General features: G+C 44.5%; 15 protein-coding genes. 5 read left to right on the top strand and 10 right to left on the bottom strand.

The window, feature by feature from the left end; all coding sequences use genetic code 11:
• The first annotated feature begins 63 nt into the window (after window positions 1-63).
• The gene (locus H6G92_RS35085) at window positions 64-891 is read left to right on the top strand and encodes a sensor domain-containing diguanylate cyclase (RefSeq protein WP_313890046.1); all 828 of its coding nucleotides are present in this window, start codon (window positions 64-66) and stop codon (window positions 889-891) included.
• Window positions 892-1,109: 218 nt separating this feature from the next.
• Here H6G92_RS35085 and tnpA read toward each other — a convergent pair whose 3' ends face one another.
• Window positions 1,110-1,517, bottom strand: coding sequence for an IS200/IS605 family transposase (gene tnpA / locus H6G92_RS35080; RefSeq protein WP_199345108.1), 408 nt, complete (start codon window positions 1,515-1,517; stop codon window positions 1,110-1,112).
• 24 nt (window positions 1,518-1,541) lie between these two features.
• On the opposite strand from tnpA, the gene H6G92_RS35075 reads away from it, so the two are divergent.
• The 4 genes from H6G92_RS35075 to H6G92_RS35060 all read left to right on the top strand — a co-directional run bounded on the left by H6G92_RS35075 (window position 1,542) and on the right by H6G92_RS35060 (window position 7,092).
• Window positions 1,542-2,801, top strand: a complete 1,260-nt coding sequence (locus H6G92_RS35075; protein ID WP_190901049.1) for an RNA-guided endonuclease InsQ/TnpB family protein — start codon at window positions 1,542-1,544, stop codon at window positions 2,799-2,801.
• Window positions 2,802-3,594: 793 nt separating this feature from the next.
• Window positions 3,595-4,407: a sensor histidine kinase gene (locus H6G92_RS35070; RefSeq protein ID WP_206758854.1), complete on the top strand. Its 813-nt coding sequence runs from the start codon at window positions 3,595-3,597 to the stop codon at window positions 4,405-4,407.
• Window positions 4,408-4,569: 162 nt separating this feature from the next.
• Window positions 4,570-6,612 carry a GAF domain-containing protein gene (locus H6G92_RS35065; RefSeq protein WP_199345107.1) on the top strand — a complete coding sequence of 681 codons (2,043 nt, stop codon included), beginning with the start codon at window positions 4,570-4,572 and terminating at the stop codon, window positions 6,610-6,612.
• A 96-nt stretch (window positions 6,613-6,708) separates the two neighbouring features.
• Window positions 6,709-7,092: a response regulator gene (locus H6G92_RS35060; protein ID WP_190901045.1), complete on the top strand. Its 384-nt coding sequence runs from the start codon at window positions 6,709-6,711 to the stop codon at window positions 7,090-7,092.
• Window positions 7,093-7,140: 48 nt separating this feature from the next.
• Here H6G92_RS35060 and cheB read toward each other — a convergent pair whose 3' ends face one another.
• From cheB to H6G92_RS35020, 9 genes are all read right to left on the bottom strand, one after another.
• Window positions 7,141-8,277: a chemotaxis-specific protein-glutamate methyltransferase CheB gene (gene cheB, locus H6G92_RS35055; RefSeq protein WP_190901043.1), complete on the bottom strand. Its 1,137-nt coding sequence runs from the start codon at window positions 8,275-8,277 to the stop codon at window positions 7,141-7,143.
• 58 nt (window positions 8,278-8,335) lie between these two features.
• Complete coding sequence (locus tag H6G92_RS35050) at window positions 8,336-10,717, bottom strand: hybrid sensor histidine kinase/response regulator (protein WP_199345106.1); 2,382 nt, start codon at window positions 10,715-10,717, stop codon at window positions 8,336-8,338.
• Window positions 10,718-10,744: 27 nt separating this feature from the next.
• On the bottom strand, window positions 10,745-11,671 hold the full coding sequence (locus H6G92_RS35045; protein WP_163931813.1) for a CHASE3 domain-containing protein: 927 nt from the start codon (window positions 11,669-11,671) through the stop codon (window positions 10,745-10,747).
• Between the two features lie 264 nt (window positions 11,672-11,935).
• Entirely contained in the window at window positions 11,936-12,388 is a 453-nt protein-coding gene (locus H6G92_RS39000; RefSeq protein ID WP_206758853.1) for a methyl-accepting chemotaxis protein, read from the bottom strand.
• 23 nt (window positions 12,389-12,411) lie between these two features.
• Window positions 12,412-13,392 carry a CHASE3 domain-containing protein gene (locus H6G92_RS35040; protein WP_199345104.1) on the bottom strand — a complete coding sequence of 327 codons (981 nt, stop codon included), beginning with the start codon at window positions 13,390-13,392 and terminating at the stop codon, window positions 12,412-12,414.
• A gap of 93 nt (window positions 13,393-13,485) precedes the next feature.
• Window positions 13,486-14,940, bottom strand: a complete 1,455-nt coding sequence (locus H6G92_RS35035; protein ID WP_190901041.1) for a CHASE3 domain-containing protein — start codon at window positions 14,938-14,940, stop codon at window positions 13,486-13,488.
• A gap of 105 nt (window positions 14,941-15,045) precedes the next feature.
• Window positions 15,046-16,122 carry a chemotaxis protein CheW gene (locus H6G92_RS35030; RefSeq protein ID WP_190901039.1) on the bottom strand — a complete coding sequence of 359 codons (1,077 nt, stop codon included), beginning with the start codon at window positions 16,120-16,122 and terminating at the stop codon, window positions 15,046-15,048.
• Entirely contained in the window at window positions 16,112-17,815 is a 1,704-nt protein-coding gene (locus H6G92_RS35025) for a CheR family methyltransferase (RefSeq protein WP_190971517.1), read from the bottom strand. The genes H6G92_RS35030 and H6G92_RS35025 overlap by 11 nt, the downstream gene beginning before the upstream one ends.
• Before the next feature lie 696 nt (window positions 17,816-18,511).
• Window positions 18,512-18,710 (bottom strand): hypothetical protein (locus tag H6G92_RS35020; RefSeq protein ID WP_206758400.1); only part of this gene is annotated, 199 nt, incomplete at its 5' end.

The following is an 18,710-nucleotide window of genomic DNA, read 5'->3' as shown; positions in this document are numbered from 1 at the left end:
TCGGCAGTAGGGGTTCAAGGATTTCCCACTCTTCGTCTGTTAGGCTGCTAGAGTACGGCATGACTGCTGGATACGGCTTTTGCGGTAACTGTACTTCAAGATAGTAAAAGATGTCAAATGGATTCTATAAAGTTATTGAAAAAGTTGCAAGTCAGAGCCAAGCTAATTGTACCAATTTTACAAGGCGATCGCCTTTGGGGTCTTTTGATTGCTCATCATTGCAGTGCCCCACGTCAGTGGCAATCTTGGGAGAGCAAACTGCTTCAGCAATTGGCAACACAAATAGCGATTGCTATCCAGCAAGCAGAACTTTATCACCAATTGCAGCTTGCCAAGCAGCAACTTGAAAATATAGCGATGGTGGATCAATTAACTCAAATCGCCAATCGCCGATATTTTGATCGCACCCTTGATTGTACATGGCAACATCTTTTACAAAAACAAGGTTGTCTGTCAATACTTTTATGCGACATTGATTATTTCAAACAATATAACGATACTTACGGTCATGCCGCAGGAGATGATTGTTTACGCCTGGTTGCCCAAGCTTTTCAACAAACTGTCAAACGTTCTACCGATTTAGCTGCTCGTTATGGCGGAGAAGAGTTCGTTGTCATTTTGCCGAATACTGATAGTGATGGAGCTTTTCAGGTTGCCCAAGAAATTCATCAAGCTATACAACAGCTAAATATTTCCCATACTGCATCAGCTGTAAAGCCTCACATCACCTTGAGTATCGGAATTGCCACAATGATTCCTACGTCTGATATAGTTTCTTTGGATCTGATTAAGGCAGCAGATCGCGCGCTTTACCAAGCCAAAACCCAAGGGCGCGATCGTTCTTGTATCAATAGACTGACTGTCTCAGAAAATGAGCGATCGCTAGTATAGCCGTATTCACACAGATTAGGACAGTATTGATTGCTCAAAGTTTTGAAACAACTGGGTTTTGACTCAGCACGTGCTAAACGCCCCGCTTCCGCTAACAGCATTGGCTAAACGACCCGCTATCCATCTAAACCTCCGGGGTACTCCCGCCACATTGGTACTCCAATTGGCGGTGATGGGGGATAGGAGGGCTGATTGAGTGGGGTTCAATACCCCCGAAATCAGCAATCAGGACTACCTTGCTTCTCAACATAAGATTTGAGTTGATCAAGGGTAACGCCTCCACATGATGCAACAAAGTATGCACCTGTCCAAAATACTGGTTTGCTGTAGAACTGATTAACGTGTTCATTGAACTCCTTGCGAATTAAACGACTGGATACCGTCTTGATGTTGTTCACGAGTTTACTTACCTCTACATCCGGCGGGTAATTAATAACCAAGTGAACATGGTCTGACTCTGCGTTGTACTCTGTTATCTTGCTCCTCCACTTAGTGCAAGTACTTTCAAATATTTCTTGTAGCCGTCTTAACATCGCTTGGTTTATAACCTTTTTCCGGTACTTGGTGACAAGCACTAAATGAATATTAAGGCTATAAACTGCTCTGTGCCCTATGTTGTAAGTCATGCCACCAAATTGTATTATGGCTATATGCTACTAACTTATCAGTTCAAACTCAACCCTGCTCCCGAGCAAGTTGTCCTTCTTGAAACTTGGGGTGAGTTGTTGCGTCGTCATTGGAACTACGCACTAGGGGAAAGATTGGACTGGTTAAGACGTACAAGGTCGCAGGTTGACCGATGTAGCTTAGTTTCTGAACCAATTGGGGAGATACCAGACAAAGCAGATTACTATACACAAGCATCAGACCTAAAGCGAACTAAAGAACTATTTCCTGACTACAAGAACATCTATGCCGACTGCCAACAACAAAACCTGATGAGGCTGGACAAGGCGTGGAAACGATGGCTAACACCTGATAAAAAAGGTAAAAGGGGAGGAAGACCACGTTTTAAAAAGCGTGGTGATATAAGTTCGTTCACGTTTCCGCGTGTTAATTCACCCAAGGCTGGCGCACATTTAGTAGGTAATATTCTTAAGTTATCCAAGATTGGTGAAATTGAGGTCATTTTACATCGCCCAATACCAGACGGGTTTGAGATTAAACAGGCGACGATTTTAAGTAAAGCAGATGGATGGTATTGCAGTTTTTCTCTTGAGGATAAATCTGTACCTAAATTGCTGCCGATTGACGAAATTAAAGCTGCTACTGGCATAGACGTTGGGCTGGAGAAGTTTTTAACCACTGCTGATGGACAAAGTATTGAAGTACCGCAGTATTACCGTAAAACACAATCAAAATTAGCCCGTCAGCAACGGCAACTTGCTCGTAAAATCAAAGGGTCTAAGAATCACAGTCAGCAATCTAGCAAGGTTGCAAAGACTCATTTGCACGTTGCAAGACAAAGAAAAGAGTTTCATTATCAAGTTGCTCATTGGTTAGTTAATTCTTATGACTTAATTGTTTTTGAGAACCTGAACATTAGAGGTTTGGCTAGAACGCGATTGGCCAAGTCGATACTAGATGTTGCGTGGGGTGCATTCCTAGAAATCATGCAAGCAGTGGCGGTAAAACGCGGCAAGCTGACATTTGGAGTTGACCCTAGAGGGACAAGTATTAATTGTTCGAGTTGTGGTGAAAGAGTCGAGAAAACTTTGGCAATTCGTGTTCATAGTTGTTCTTGCGGGTTGGTCATTGACCGCGACTGGAACAGCGCATTGAATCTTTTAAAGCGTGGATCGGTTGGACTACCGATTCCTGGCTGTGGAGGCTTAGACAGTAGTCAGCCTGTGAATCAGCAAGTCTCTTATGTGAATTTGAGATGCTCCCGCTACATTGCTTGCAATTAGCGGTGAGAGTTGTCACGTACACCACTTAGCTATACAACATGGCGTAAATAAACCACCCATTCAAAATCAATGAAACGCTTACTCTGTATTAATTTTGAATTTTGTTAGCGAGTCCGCTTACTCTGTAAGAGTTGCAAGCTACGCTTTTAGCGTCTGGCAGAGAGCGTCATTTTGAATTTTGCCTTGCTGTACTAGCTAATCAAGTGTTTGTTAATATTTTTACGATTTGTTAAGTACTTTCATTTCTTTATTAGTTTTTTATTTTTTGTTTATAAATTCAAGCTATTGGTTGTGAAGCCAAGAGTAAACTACCTGTTTGTGTTTAACTTTTTGAATAAAACAATAATTTTATGACACACTGCCCTTGCTGTTCAAACCAAATGCTTCGTCACGTTCGTTTACAAGAAATCTATTGGTTTTGCCGCCAATGCTGGCAAGAGATGCCTAACCTAATTTCTGACAAAAACAAGATAACAACTTTAAATTTTACTGGAGAAACAATATTATCACTTAGAAAGTAAATTTACTCATCTTGAAATATAAAATTTGCTATTTTATGTTACAAATTTCAGCTTTACATAACTCGTAAAATTTTCCATTGATACTATTTATTTTTGAAGATGCGCCTATGAAACTTACCCAAAACTGCGCCGTAGGAGCAATTCATGTAGACGCAAAGCGGCTTCCCGCAGGGTATTGCCCCTACGTGAATAAAGCGCAGCCTCACATAGAATTGCTATGAGCATATTCGGCAGATAGAAATTCAAATATCACAACTCGAACGCTAAATCAAATGAAAGAAGACTTTTGTACCGCTATCTTTGATGAAATACGCACACCTCTTTCAAATATTAAAATAGCAATCTCTATGCTAGAAAATATTCTAGATCAGCGAAGTATGTTCAAATTTGAGGAACCTTTGATAGACCGCTACTTGAGCATCGTACATTACGAGTATGAACGAGAGTTAGGCTTGGTGAGTGATTTGCTAAATATGCGGCTGATTGATACAGATAGCTATCTCTTAGAATTAACTTCTATTCAACTCCAATACTGGCTACCTTGCCTTGTTGATAAATTTAAAAAATTTGCTCAAATTCAACAGAAAATCTTGTCAGTTGAAATTTCTTCGGAGTTACCAACTATAGTTACTGATATAGCTATCCTGACTCGGATTATATCAGAACTACTCAATTATGCTTGTAAGCACACCCCCCTTGATGAGCAAATTACGATAACTGCTCATACCACTACTATAAATAGCCTCATCAACAAAGATATTCCACTTGAGATATCTTCTGCTATTGATGAAATTCCATGCTTTCAAATTACAATTAGCAATTCTGGTTCAAAAATTTCTGCACAAGCAAAATCTCGAAGTTTTGAACAATATGATTTAATTTATCAAAATGAAATAAAAAAAGCTTGCATTTCTGACTCGTCTTCCCAAAATCCTCAAAGCAAAATTGGACAAAATAGTGATACAGGATTAGGGTTAGCTTTGGTGAAAAAGCTAGTGCAATATCTCCAAGGTACAATTGAAGTCACAAGCACTCAGGGCTGGATAAGTTTTACAATCCGCCTGCCATTAACAGCATCGAAGTAAACGGCGTTATACTTGAACTCGCATTCATAATTTGATCTAAAAAATATTGTTACAAAATAAGCACTTATGAAGTCTAAAGCTTTAGACAAACTTAGAGTAGCGATCGCAAACGTACCTATTTGACAGTCAAATTAGCGATCGCACCCAAATTAAAATAAAACTATGAAAATTCCTGAATTATTACTTGATTCCATACTCTCCTGCACAACGATGCCCTGCACCAACGAACTGACACGACTCAAAGCAGTGTATCAGTTTCAGGGTTTGGATTCTGCACCCGATCAGGCGTTGGATGACTTGACAGCACTGGCGGCTGATCTGTGCCAAACTCCAATGGCACTAGTGAGTTTTATCGGAGCCGATCGCCAGTTGGTTAAGTCTAAGGTAGGAATCACATTAACAGAAATTCGCCGAGACCTGACGTTTTGTAACCACACCATTCACCAGTCAGATGTCTTTGTGATTCCAGATACTCTGGCCGATCCTCACTTTGCCACCAATCCCTTCGTTATAAATGCTCCTAATATCCGGTTTTATGCCGGAGTTCCCCTGGTAACGGCTGGTGGTTGTGTCCTGGGTACACTCTGCGTCATGGACATTGAACCGCGCGATCTGAGCCAGAAACAACGGAAAGGATTGCAGACACTCAGCCATCAAGTAGTAGCGCAATTGGAGCTAAAGCGCAACACCACAAAGCTGCGGCAAATGATCCCGGAAATCAAACAACTAAAACAGCAATTGATTACTCAGGAATTGGTTGGTCAACAAGATTCAATTCTGTTTAATCTGGCAAATCAAATTCGTAATTCTCTGGATCTGGACACGATTTTACAAACGGCGGTGAATGAAATTCATACTCTGTTACAAGTAGATCGCTGTGACTTTGTGTGGTGTCTGCCCAACAAAGATCAGTTCAACTTTATGGTCACTCATGAAGCAACTAACCCAGAGATCCAGATGGCGTTGGGGGAACTTTCCCTTGGGTCAGGCTCCGTTCTGGCAGAAACTATCTTAAATCTAGATATGCTCAGAATTGAGGATGTTTCTACTACCTCAGAAGCACTCACCTTGGAGGATCGCGCCTTGCTGCGTCAACTGGCAGTAACCTCGGTGCTGTTGCTGCCACTCAGAACCCATTCTGGTCAATTGGGTGCTATTGTTTGCCATCACTGTCGTGGTTCGCGCCAATGGACTGATAGCGAAGTCCGGTTACTCAAAGCAGTCACCGATCAAGTAGCGATCGCTCTCGATCAAGCAGAACTGCTTGCCCAAACACGAGCAACCGCCTTTGCCGCTCAAACTCAAGCCACCTATCTAGGGAACGCCCTGAGTCAGTTACAGCAAACTCAAATGCAACTGATACAGCAAGAGAAGATGTCGAGCCTGGGACAATTGGTAGCCGGAGTTGCCCACGAAATCAACAACCCGGTCAACTTTATTAACGGTAATATTGCTTATGCAACCGACTATGTTCGGGATTTACTGGAACTATTGCGTCTTTATCAGGGAAGTTATCCCAATGCAACTGGTGCTATTCAGGAAAAGATGGAGGACATCGACTTTGATTTCTTAACACAAGATTTGCCTAATCTATTGTCGTCCATGCGAATGGGTGCAGAACGAATTCGGCAAATTGTCTTATCTTTGCGGAACTTCTCGCGTCTGGATGAAGCCGAGATGAAACCTGTGGATATCCATGAAGGGATTGAAAACACGTTGTTGATTTTGAAGAGTCGCTTGAAATTAACCAGTGCCAAGTTTGAGATTCAAGTGATTAAAGCATACGAAAATTTACCACCTGTTGATTGTTATGCGGGGCAATTGAATCAAGTATTTATGAATCTTTTGGGTAATGCGATCGATGCCTTAGATGAAACGCCTAATCCGATCATTACCATTCAAACAGAACTGATTAGTAGAGAAAAATCGGGTAGTTCCGATCTATCTCAAGTTTCCCACGCAGATAGTGTAGTGATTCGGATTCGAGATAACGGTTCTGGGATGACAGAAACAACCCAGCAAAAACTCTTCAATCCATTCTTCACCACCAAACCCATCGGCAAGGGAACCGGGCTAGGACTGTCCATCAGCTACCAAATTGTGGTTGAAAAACATGGTGGCATTTTAAAATGCTCCTCAGAACTTGGGAAAGGCAGCGAGTTCTTGATTCAAATTCCGGTTGAGCCTCTGGTTAAAAGGACTTGAAGTGTGTATAAAATTATCAAAATATCAGTTATTCAAGTCTTTCTTTGGGAATGCTAGGGTAAACGCCAACGATGATTGACTCATCGACTGTAAAGTATGTCAAATGGTACGACAAGCTCACCGATTGTTCTCGCGCTTGATGATAGCCCTGTGATTCATCAATTGATTAAACGAGCGTTAGAACCGATCTATCAAGTAATAACAGCCGCTAACGCGGTTGATGCCCTGTCGATCATTTATCATCAACAGATTTCAGTCTTGCTATTGGATGTACAGATGCCGGATGTAAACGGGTTGGAGTTTTGCCGCACAGTGCGAAGCCTGCCGCAATTTCAGCATTTGCCTGTGATTATGGTAACTTCTCAAGATTCCCCCTTCGACCGGGTGAAGGGTCATCTGGCGGGTGCAACAGAATATCTAATCAAACCTTTTGATGCTGAACAATTGCGCGAAGCTGTACGAAAATTTATTAGCTCCTGATTACAGATATTACACAGACGATAAAACGTCAAATGGACGAAAGCATGTCTAAGAATGTCTAGAGTTGATGTAGCAGATTCGATTCAATAGCATAGGAGCAATTTCGCCGATCGCCAAAATATGTTGGGCGGCTCCCAGTGCGATCGCTTCTTTGGGCATCCCGAAGACAACGCAGGTTTGTTCATTTTGGGCAATGGTGATGCCTCCGGCTTGGGCGATCGCTTGTAATCCATCTGCACCATCCCGTCCCATACCAGTCAGCAAAATACCAACTGCCGATCGTGGGTAGCAGGTGGCAACGGCTTGAAACAACGCTGTAACAGAGGGACGATGCCCGGAAACAGGAGGGGAACTGACGGTGATTAATCGCCCTTGAGTGTCGAGTTGCAGGTGTTGTCGTTCGGGGGCAAAATAGACAGTACCCGGTTTCGGGAATTCTCCCGGTTGGGCGATCGTCACGTGCAAAGAACATTCTGCTGCTAGCCAATCTACCAAGCCTTGCAGAAATCCTTCGCTGATATGTTGGACACACAGAATGGGTACGGGAAAGTTGGCAGGCAGTTGTTTTAAGATCGCGTACAATGCCTGGGGGCCGCCTGTGGATGCGCCGATCGCCACAACTTTAGGCAGGGGGAACGGGGAATTACGAATGGGGAATTGCGAATTACTGACAGGTTTTGAGTTGAATGGTTCTGACTTACCTTTGGGATTAACAGGCTGCGTTCTAGGTTCTACCGTCGCAGTTCGGGAAGTGTGGCGAGTAAAGACTGTAACCCCTGCCAGAACTTTGATTCGGTTGATTAATTCGTGCTTGATGTGTTCATAATCTGAAAGTGAGTCGATGCTGGGTTTGGGGAAAACATCCAAAGCACCCGCTTGCAGCAGTTCAAAAACATTGCGGGAATCTTCTTGGGTGTTGACGGAGGTGCTGATCACCAGAATGGGACGGGGATAGTCTGCCATAATCCGGCGGGTTAGTTCTAGCCCACTCATTTTGGGCATGTGCAGATCGGTGCAGATTACCTGGGGCTGTGCGGCTGGAATTTTCTCCAATGCTTCCACGCCATTGGGAGCAGTTCCCACCACATCCACTTCCGAGGAACTCGCCAGAATCCGCTTGAGGATGGTTAAGGCGACGAGGGAATCCTCCACCAGAAAGACGCGAATCGGGGCAGAGTTTTTCATCAATTGACAGTAAGTTGAGATTTTACAAAAAAATTATTCTTCATTCATCCGAAAACCTCTACACTAACCGTTTGAGGGCTGACAGCAAGGCTTCTTGATTAAAGCTGCCTTTGATAATGTAGGCATTGGCTCCGGCTTCCGCACCCCGACGTTTATCCTCATCGCTGGCAAGGGATGTAACCAGGATAATCGGTAGATCGCTATATTCCTGATATTGGCGGATTTTGGCAGTTAACCCCAGTCCATCGAGATTCGGCATTTGCACATCGCTGACAACGGCATCAACGGTGTGCGATCGCAGCTTGTTCAATCCATCCAAACCATCCACAGCAGTAATTACTTGATAACCTGCGGTTTCTAAAATCCGCTTTTCTTGCGTGCGTGTGGCAATAGAATCTTCCACTAATAAGACAGTTGGTTTTGTAGGCGCAACTTGACGAGTTTGGGTAGAAGAGATGGACTGCGATCGTGATCGGGCTGACTTGACCAAATCCTGGGGATTCAGCACCATACACACATCTCCAGTGCCTAAAATTGTTGCTCCAGAAACATTGCGGACTCGTTTAAGTAACTGACTTTGGGGTTTAATCACTACATCTTGCTCATCCACTAAGGCATCTACCACTACACCCAGTTGTGCTTGCCCAACCTGGAGAATAATACAAGAAAGTGCCGTTTCTTGAGTTAATCCAGATGGCATCGGCGGCAATTCTAATAGATCAGCCAATTGCACAACCGAAATGGGTTGTCCATCCCGAATTATGGTGTCGCGTCCCTCCAAGGGGAAAATCTCTTCTGACTTGATCAAGCAAGCAGTTTGGACAAATTCCACTGGGATGGCGTAGGGCATTTGGTTCACTTGCACAATCAAGACATGGGCGGTTGCCAAGGTAATACCAAGATTAACCCGCAGCGTACATCCTTGTCCCGGAAAAGACTCTACCTCAATCGTGCCTTTCAATTTTTCAACATTGGTTTGCACCACATCCAGCCCTACACCCCGTCCTGATACTTCCGTCACCAGGGGGGCTGTTGAAAACCCCGGTGCGAAGATCAACGCCTGGATCTGGCTGGGAGTCATTGTCGCTGATTCTTCCTCGCTGCAAATGCCCCGTTTCACGGCGATTTGTTTGATTTTATCCAGGTTAAGCCCCCGACCATCATCACTGATTTCCAGCACAATGTTAGTGGGAGTCTGGTAAGCCCTGAGCCGAATTGTTGCCGTTGTGGATTTTCCTAGCCGTTCCCGTTCCTGTGGTGGCTCAATTCCGTGATCGATCGCATTTCGCAGGATGTGCATTAGCGGATCTTTCATTTCTTCCAACAGGCGTTTGTCGGCAAGGGTATCTTTGCCTTCGAGGATCAACTCCACCAATTTTCCCTGCTGCTGCGCCAGATCGCGTACCATCCGGGGGAAGAGGTTGAAAATCGTTGCAAAGGGCAGCAATCGCAGGGTACGAATACCCTCTTCTAGATCGCCACTTAGTTGTTCCAGTCGGGTTGTGTCTTCCGAAAGGGAACTCCGCAGGGTTTTCACCAAATGACCCAATTGCTCTAATCGTTCTTCAGAGTGATGATGAAAGGTTTCCAGACGTTGGAAGGCGACGTTACCCTGTTGCTCTCGGCTGAACGCAAACCGATTAGTGAACAAATCTCGGTTCCATTCTTCCCACAGATTAGCGATCGCTTCAATTTCTCTCAGTCGATGAGCAATCCGAATTTTGGTTACAGTTAACTCCCCTGCTTGCGTCATCAACGTATCCAGATGGCGAGTGCCAACGCGGATGGTTTCGATGCGGTAGCTATTGGTGAGGGATTTTGGACTTCGGCTTACCTCGGCTCTGGTTCCATCGAGCGTTCGCGTAGCGTCTCGCAGAGAAGTCGAGATGCTCGGCACAAGTCGCTCAGTCGAACGATTTTGGATTGCTCCGTTTTCCTTTGGCTCTTGATTACTATCAAAAGTATTGTTTTTTACTGTGGTTGTGACTTCAATACTGTTGACTTCTGGTTCTTGACTTGGATTATCTTCCCTTTTTCCTGGCTGCGCTCCCATCAATTCTGCCAGAACAGAAAAGGTATCAACCCTGGCAGGTTCTCCGGTGACGGCTTCATGAACGAGTTTGCGGATAGCAGCGATCGCATGAGCAAGGCGTTCATAGGGTGAGTCTGTTGTAGCATTGCCCAACGAGGATGCAGGGTTTTCTTGTTGCTTGAGTTGAGTCAAAATATGCTCAATTTGATGTGCCAGAGTGCCTACATCTTTGACTCCCAGCATATTGGCATCGCCTTTTAGGGAATGCGCCTCTCGCATCAAGGCTTCCAGGACAGCCAAATCGTCGGGATGGTTTTCCAGATGCAGCAATCCATCATCCAGATTTTGCAGGTGTTCTTCGCTGGCTACTTTGAAAACGTCTCTCAGTTCTTCATCATCGATCATCATAGTTTTAAGTAGTTAGGGGTTGAGCGACTAAATAATTGCCTTGAATGCTTGCGCTGACTCGTTTAGTTGTTGAGTACCAAAGCGGATCTGGCTAATGCCACTGGCAGTTTCACGCGCAGCAATATTCAAGTCATTCATGGCAGAGACAATTTGCTGAATGGCGATCGGTTGCTGGTTAATATTGAGTGAAATCTGTTGACTGTTGATGACAATGTTATTCACTGCACCTTCTACACCAGCAAAGGATTCTGACGTTTCCTGGGCAACTCGCGTCCCTTCTTCTACAGTTTTAGTGCCTTCATGAGTGACAACGACAGTCATGCTGATGGCAGATTGAATGTCCCTTACCAAGGTGCTAATCTTTAGGGAGAGTCCACTTGCTAGCATCACCGTGAACTTGAGGGCATTGAGCGCCTCTTGCTGCTGTTTCGCGGTGGTTGCAAAAATCTGATCTTCTCGCTGCTGCATTTCTTCAATCATGTCTACGACATCCTGAACTAGAGCACGGGCATTTCCCTTGCTCCAGGTTTCAATGGCTTCTTTGACTTTGCCCTCATCCACCTTTTCAATCAGGATGTCTTGAAAAGCAAGCAGTTTATTCAGCAGTTCTTCCAATTTGGTTAAAGATTGTAGCTCCTGTTGCGATCTGGCAAGTGCGATCAGTTTTGCTAAAAAGTCCCTGGAGTTCTTTCGTGTCTTTTGGTAGTTCTCAGGGGATTGCTGATTTTTTTCTAATAAATAGCCCCGGGTTGATTTAGAACCACTTTGCACACTAACAGCAAAATCATCAATTGCTGAATTGACCTCATAAGAAGACAGTAAATTTTCTGATCGGTGGTTCACCGTGTTGATATTGATGATTGTTGCTCCGGCAGAAATTAACAATGCCAGCACGGAAACAGCATACCCGCCAATAATCCAGTATCTTAGTCTCCAGTTTCGCTTGCTTTCCATCTTGTTATGTTCTGTGAGTGAACGAGTTCAAGGATTTCCAGATATTGCTATTACACAATTTTGGATTTTAGATTGACCCCATGCTTAAAGCTACGGTATACACACAAGTCTCTTGATCTGCACCTTTATTGCATCGACCTGCAAAAATTAACTACGCAGTAACTCTAAAAAATTTGTGTGTAACAGTAGGCTTCACAGCAGTTCTTGATGGGGTCATTTCCCCCTGCTCCCTGCCCCCTGCCTCTTCGTTGCATCAAGGGAAGATTACACAACACTCTGTAGTTTGTAGGCTGCATCATTGAGTTGGTGAGTGCTAACGCGAGTCTGACTGATGCCGATGGCTGTTTCTCTAGCAGAGTTATTGAGTGCATTCATTGCCTGTAAAATTTGCTGAACCGCAGTGGATTGCTGGCTAGCATTTAGCGAGATTTGCTGAATATTCAACACCATCCGGTTGACGGACTCGGTAACACTGGTAAAGACCTCCACCGTCTGCTTAGTTATTGCCGCCCCCTGTTCAGCAGTTTTTGTACTTTCATCTGTCATCACAACGGTTGAGTTGATGGCGGATTGAATATCATTGACCAGCACATTAATTTTTTCAGCCGATTTCTTGCTTTGGTCTGCCAGTTTGCGAATTTCGGCGGCGACGACTGCAAAGCCCTTGCCCTGTTCCCCCGCGCGGACTGCCTCTACTGCTGCATTTAGCGCTAGCATATTGGTTTGATTTGCTAGGTCACTTACCACCCGGAAATACTGCCAATTTGCTTTGTTTGTTCGTTCAGGCGCAGCATTTGGTCTGCTACTGCACTGACTCTGTGGCTCAAGGCTGCCATTCCTTCCAGGGTGCGGTTCAGTGATTGATTGCCTTGATCTGCCAAATTTAAGACCTGTTGAGCGCTGGTTGAGGCAGTGGATGCTTGCTGGGCAGACTGTTGAGCAGAGGCGCTGAGTTCGTCCATTGTAGTGGTGGTTTCGCTGACCGAGACTGCCTGTTGGTTGGCAGTGCGTTCTTGTTGCTCGATTGTGGCGGCAATTTCAGCGGTCGAGGTGGCGATCGCACTGGCTGATTCATTTATCCGTCGAGCAGTGCGGCTAATTATCCAGATGCCAGTCAAAACCGACAACAGCAAGGAAAGTCCAGTCGCGGACAGAATTGTGAGCTTGAGCCTATCAAGCGCTGCTTGCTGTTGCTTGGCAGCCACGATCACATTCTGGTCTTCTCGGTGCTGAATTTCATTGATCGCACTTGTCAGACGATCAACCATACTGCGGGCATTTTCGTTACTCCAGGTTTCAATAGCTTCCTGAACCTTGCTTTGATTCACTTTGCCAATCAAATCATCCTCGACAACCATTAAATTATTCAGCAGCCCCTCTAGCCTGGTTAATGACTGTTGCTCTTGCTCTGTTCTGGCAAGTGACATTAGCTTTGACAAAAGCTCATTGAAGCTTCTTTGAGATTTTTGGTATTCGTCGAAGGATGTCTGATTTTTTTCTAACAAATAGCCTCGAACTGATTTAGAACCGCTCTGTACATTCGTGGCAAGGGCATTAATCGCTGAATTAACGTTATAGGAAGAAACTAAATCCTGCGCTCGCTGACTCACCAGGTTGATATTAATGAATATCAGCCCCGCAGAAATTACCAATGCCAGAATGGGAACCGCATAGCTGCTCATAATCCAGTATCTCAGTTTCCAATTTCGCTTACTTTCCATCTTGTTATCTTTTGTGAATGAATGAGTTCAAGGATTTTCCAATATTTCTATCATTTGTAATCTTTGCGATCGGACTTTTGCATCAAGGAAAAATTACACAACACTCTGTAATTTGGAGGCTGCATCATTAAGTTGATGAGTGCTAACGCGAGTCTGACTGATGCCACTGGCTGTTTCTCTGGCAGAGCTATTGAGGGCATTCATTGCCTGTAAGATTTGCTGCACAGCTGTTGCTTGCTGATTGGCGTTGAGGGAGATTTGTTGAATATTCAACACCATACCGTTGACGGCATCGGTGACATTACTAAATACTTCCACCGTCTGCTTAGTCATTACCGCCCCCTGTTCAGCAGTTTTTGTGCTTTCATCTGTCATCACAATGGTTGAGTTGATGGCGGATTGAATGTCATTCACCAGCCCATTAATTTTTTCAGCCGATCGCTTACTTTGATCTGCAAGTTTGCGAATTTCGGCGGCGACGACTGCAAACCCTTTGCCCTGTTCCCCGGCTCGGACTGCCTCTACTGCTGCATTTAGCGCTAGCATATTAGTCTGATTTGCTAGGTCACTCACCAACCCGGAAATACTACCAATTTGCTTGGTTTGTTCATTCAGGCGCAACATTTGGTCTGCTACCGTACTGACTCTATTACTCAAGGCAGACATCCCTTCCAGAGAGCGACTAATCGTTTGATTACCTTGATCGGCCAAATTTAAAACCTGTTGAGCGCTGGTGAAAGCAGTCGCGGCTTGCTGGGCAGACTGTTGGGCAGAAGCGCTGAGTTCATCCATTGTGGTGGTTGTTTCGCTGACCGAGGTTGCCTGTTGATTGGCTGTGCGCTCTTGCTGCTCAACCGTAGCCGCAATTTCATTGGATGAGGAGGCAATCGCGTTGGCAACCTGCATAATCGGTCGCACAATTTCCCTGGCAATGAAGAACAATACAAATGAGCCAAATAGGATTGCGATCGTGGTTCCTCCCAAGGAAACCAAGTCTGCCATGAATGCTGTCTGCTGCGCTATCTGTTGCCTGTCTGCCAGCAAGCGATCCTCGATCTGCGTCATCTCTGCTAGTTTGCTCCGAATCTCATCCATGCTCTGCTTGCCTTTATTGGAAAGGATGATAGTCATGGCTTCCTGGCGTTTTCCCTGCTGTGTCAAATCAATAGTTTCAGTAAGTTCTGCCATTTTGTCTTTTGCCAGTTGCTTGACCTGATTCAGCCGTGTCACTTGTTCCGGGTTGTCCTGAATCAGCTTGCTGACCTCATCAAAGATTTTCTCAAAATTGGCAACGGATGCGTTGTAAGGCTCCAAATAGTTGGCCTTTTGGGTTAAGATAAAGCCACGCTGTCCAGTTTCGGCATCGGCTAGTAGCTTGCTAATATTTTCTAGATGTCCCTCAACCTGGTAAGTGTGGCTGACCCAGCCATTGGACTCTACTAACTTGTTGGTCGTGAGCTTGGAGACAATGCCAATCACAACCATGACTACAAATACCGAACCAAACCCAAAGGTAACAACTCGACCGAGCTTGAAATTATATTGCATATTAGACCATTTCACGAAAATAATGAAACAATTACAAACTCTGAAACCCAGACTAAGTAAAACCTTCTTAATTACGAATTACGAATTACGAATTACGAATTAGTATTAGACCTCTTCATTGACAACCAACACTTCTGAAGTGAGCAGTTTAGACAAATTGATGATGCTCATCATCCGATCGCGGTAAGGTGCGACCCCCTGGAGATAGTCGTCTTTGGCAGAATGCAGGGCAATTGGAGCCGGGGTCATTTGCGAGGGATGAATATACGTCACATCAAAAATGTCATCGACGGCAATCCCCGCCACTCGTTGCTCCAGGCGCACGACAACCGCTTGCTGATGCGATGTACTCCCTACCGTAGGCGATCGCACTCCCTTCATCGGCAAATCAACTACATCATTGATGTTAATTAAGGTGATAATTTCGCCCCGTAAATTGATGTTGCCAACAATGTGCGGCGGACAGCAGGGAATCGGAGTAATCTTGTGAATCTCGGTAAACTCATGCACCGTTTCCAAGCCAAACCCAAAGTACTCACCCCCCAACCCTACAACCGCCAGAGGCAAGAGCCACGCCAAATCCTCATCAGCGAGCGCACACCGCAGACTTTCAGTTCGCTCTCGAAAAACCTGTCGCTCCTGGGAATCGAAATGATCGTATAAGCCCTGATTTAGGGGTGAATCAGATGGGTGTTTTGGTGCGTCTGAGCCGTTGTGAAAATCAGAATTTGGATTGAAAGCAGTCTCTATAAGGACGTATTGCACCAACAGTTCAGGATTAAGCAATGTAACGATGCCCTCCTCAGCGTTGGCAATGCCAGTTACCAATCCATCCGGCAAACTCTCTTTTAACTCACCACAGATATTTGCAGCGATCTGATCGGGTGCGATCGCTTGCACACTATCCACCTGATTGGCGATGATTCCAATTCGTTGAGTTTGCCACTCCAGGACAATCATGCTGTCAGTCAATTGAAAAGGGGGACGTGCTTGTTCTAAACGGTGATATAAATCCATCACGGGCAGAAACTTCCCTCGCAGGTTAATCACGCCTAAAATTGTGATGGGAGTTTCCGCGATCGCAGTCACTTCTGGCAGAAAGAAGAGTTCTTGTACGGCTGTAGCCGGAATGCCATAGCGTGAGTGATTGAGTTTAAACATTAAATAAGATTCATGGCTCATAACTAGTTGAATTTAAGTGCTTAAGAACGTGTGCTTTTAATTCAGCAGGGGTTTGCTGGTTATGGTAATCGATCGCTTGTTGGGGTAGATTTTGCAAAATTTCTAGAAGCGCTCGCCAGGTTTTTTGAGCCTGTTTTTCATTTCCCTCTCGTTCGTATATAGAACCCAATTCCAGGTGAGCAATAACAGAATTAGGAGCGAGATAAATAATACGTTTTAAAAATAATTTGGCACTGTCGCGATCTCCTTGCTCTTCGGCAATTTGAGCCAACAAATGATAGGGTTCGAGCGCCAATGGGTTAATCTGGAGTGCCTGCTGACACGCCTGATTCGCCTGGGAGTAATCGCCAAAATTCGCGTAAGCTTCTGCCATCAAACAATATGCCTGAAAATGTTGGGGGGTAATAGCTATCAGTTGTTTCGCTATTTGAATTACATTGGCATAAGCTTCTTGAATTAGCGATTCCTTAGCTGCATCTAAAAGAGTTTGAGTGTTTGCGCTCACGCCGAAGCCCGTCTCCAAGCTTGGAATAGAGGGATGGTTCGGATCAGCTCTTGAGGCAGGGGGTGCAGGGGAGGGAAGAGAGTTATTAATATTGAGCAATTTCTCTTTCCCTGCTTCTGTTCTCCCTCTGCTCGCCTCAACAGATAACTTTGTTAACCGAACCGTATTGAGAGAGGGGGAAAAAATTTCGGTTTCCCTGCTCTCAATGGCAGCAGGTATTATGGTATTTAAAACTTTGCTCTGCTTGTTGAGTGAGATATGCCTTTGATAAACCGCAGATTGCGGAAAATTTTTGACCTGAAACGGTTCAGTTTTTTGCCCGTGTAATTCCGTGTGCCCTGTGAGCAGAAACCCTCCCGGTGTCAGAGAGCAGTAAAACTTTTCTATAACTTGTGCGATCGCGTTGAAGTCAAAATAAATAAACACATTGCGGCAAATAATCAAATCGAAATCGTGAATCCTGGATGCGTAAGCGGGAAAGTTATCCTGCATCAGGTTTCCAGGTTGAAATGTGACCATTGCTCGAATAGCAGGATCGATTTTCCAACCTTTTTTGTGGGATCGAAAGTAGCGATTTTTGATCTCTGGAGTGGTTGTCCGAAAAGACCAATCACTGTAAATTCCTTGTTGAGCCAGTGCGATCGCGAGTTGATTAATATCTGTGCCTAAAATTAGAGTGTCCCATGTCTGATTGTCAGGGATTAGTTCCTTCACCAGAATGGCAAGTGAGTAAGCTTCTTCACCAGTCGAACACCCGGCACTCCAAAGCCGTAATGTCGGCCGATAAAATTCTCCATTAGCAGCGTTGCACTGAGTTAAACTAAGCTCCCGTTTGCGCTCGATTAACTCTGGGAGCAGCTGATTTTTGAGCAGCGACATTTGCCCCTGATCCCGAAAAAAATAAGTTTCAGTGACAGTGAGTAAAGAGATTAGTTCTTGCCACTCTGTCGCACCAGGAATTAATTGATTTCTTGTCACCAAGAACTGATAGTAATCATTGAGTGAGCATAATCCTAGCGCCCGGATGCGAGTTAAAAGATTTTTCTTTAATGTATCTTGATAGTGGAGCTTAATGTGAATGCCGAATGTATCAGCAATCAGATCGACCATCTGTGACAAACTAAAGTCATCACTATGTTGAAAATTGGGTTCAAACAAAATGGGGCAATCGCCGCTAATCTGATTCATCACTACATGAGTTTCGAGTTGATACGCTTAGGTTTCCCATTTCAATCTCTTTATTCGGATTTGTATGATATTTGGTATCGAACCGATATACCCCTCTCTGAAGAAACACTTTGCGTAAAGCTTATGTAGCATGGTTTAGAGAGGATGAAGTATTTAGCGTAGCTGGAGAAATTGGCACAAGTTCAAGACCGAGAGCATTAGCTTTGTTCCTGAGACTTTTAAGAACTTTTTCTTGGTATTTTTGCTGGTAGTAGTCCATACCAGGGTCTAAATATTGTCCTGTGGTTGCCCAAAGTCCGATGTCTACGACGGACTGTGCCTACGCTCGTTTATTGACTTACCGATGCTCCCTGTTAATGGGTTTAGGGAAGCGATCGCCAACGCCTTCACTTTTCTTTTTTCCTATCAGAAATTTTCAGGTAGCTATTTATATAAACTACACTTATGCTCAAGAGATGCCTGCGCTTGATTCCATCGCACTTACATTCTTCAAATCAACATTACCTAGCCCAGAAGATAGATACATTTTTGAAAAGTTGAAGCACACTTGTAAGAGCAAGTTTAACTATTCAATAATGAGCTGACGATGTGGCTAAAGTGCCTGCGTTTTCTGCTTGTTACAGTTTAAAGAAAAAGTAGCGCCATAGATGAGTGGCTTTACCACTGGCAATCCAATCACTGCAAAGCCATAATCGATTAATTCAAGTATCGAATCGACTGTGAAACTTTGACTGCTTCTTGGGAAGCAACAGCTTCTGTGTCTCGAACCTGATTGACTGACAAAAGTCTGAGTACAAGAAATTGAAGCAGAGAAAAAAGGAGGCGCAGACTTCCATAACGAGTAATTTCGCCGTACTCTAGCTGGTGGCTAAACATAGATAGAGAAATAGATGGA

Origin of the sequence: Nostoc foliaceum FACHB-393 (assembly GCF_014698505.1) — a bacterium.
Classification (GTDB): domain Bacteria; phylum Cyanobacteriota; class Cyanobacteriia; order Cyanobacteriales; family Nostocaceae; genus Nostoc; species Nostoc foliaceum_A.
Note: the sequence above shows the minus strand (reverse complement) of the source record. Positions and strands in the feature narration are given on the sequence as shown.

What these genes read in the sequence shown, in the direction of transcription:
- tnpA (WP_199345108.1), bottom strand. Translation starts at nt 1,517, where the DNA reads ATGACTTACAACATAGGGCACAGAGCAGTTTATAGCCTTAATATTCAT.
- H6G92_RS35075 (WP_190901049.1), top strand. Translation starts at nt 1,542, where the DNA reads ATGCTACTAACTTATCAGTTCAAACTCAACCCTGCTCCCGAGCAAGTT.
- H6G92_RS35070 (WP_206758854.1), top strand. Translation starts at nt 3,595, where the DNA reads ATGAAAGAAGACTTTTGTACCGCTATCTTTGATGAAATACGCACACCT.
- H6G92_RS35065 (WP_199345107.1), top strand. Translation starts at nt 4,570, where the DNA reads ATGAAAATTCCTGAATTATTACTTGATTCCATACTCTCCTGCACAACG.
- H6G92_RS35060 (WP_190901045.1), top strand. Translation starts at nt 6,709, where the DNA reads ATGTCAAATGGTACGACAAGCTCACCGATTGTTCTCGCGCTTGATGAT.
- cheB (WP_190901043.1), bottom strand. Translation starts at nt 8,277, where the DNA reads ATGAAAAACTCTGCCCCGATTCGCGTCTTTCTGGTGGAGGATTCCCTC.
- H6G92_RS35050 (WP_199345106.1), bottom strand. Translation starts at nt 10,717, where the DNA reads ATGATGATCGATGATGAAGAACTGAGAGACGTTTTCAAAGTAGCCAGC.
- H6G92_RS35045 (WP_163931813.1), bottom strand. Translation starts at nt 11,671, where the DNA reads ATGGAAAGCAAGCGAAACTGGAGACTAAGATACTGGATTATTGGCGGG.
- H6G92_RS39000 (WP_206758853.1), bottom strand. Translation starts at nt 12,388, where the DNA reads ATGCTAGCGCTAAATGCAGCAGTAGAGGCAGTCCGCGCGGGGGAACAG.
- H6G92_RS35040 (WP_199345104.1), bottom strand. Translation starts at nt 13,392, where the DNA reads ATGGAAAGTAAGCGAAATTGGAAACTGAGATACTGGATTATGAGCAGC.
- H6G92_RS35035 (WP_190901041.1), bottom strand. Translation starts at nt 14,940, where the DNA reads ATGCAATATAATTTCAAGCTCGGTCGAGTTGTTACCTTTGGGTTTGGT.
- H6G92_RS35030 (WP_190901039.1), bottom strand. Translation starts at nt 16,122, where the DNA reads ATGAGCCATGAATCTTATTTAATGTTTAAACTCAATCACTCACGCTAT.
- H6G92_RS35025 (WP_190971517.1), bottom strand. Translation starts at nt 17,815, where the DNA reads ATGAATCAGATTAGCGGCGATTGCCCCATTTTGTTTGAACCCAATTTT.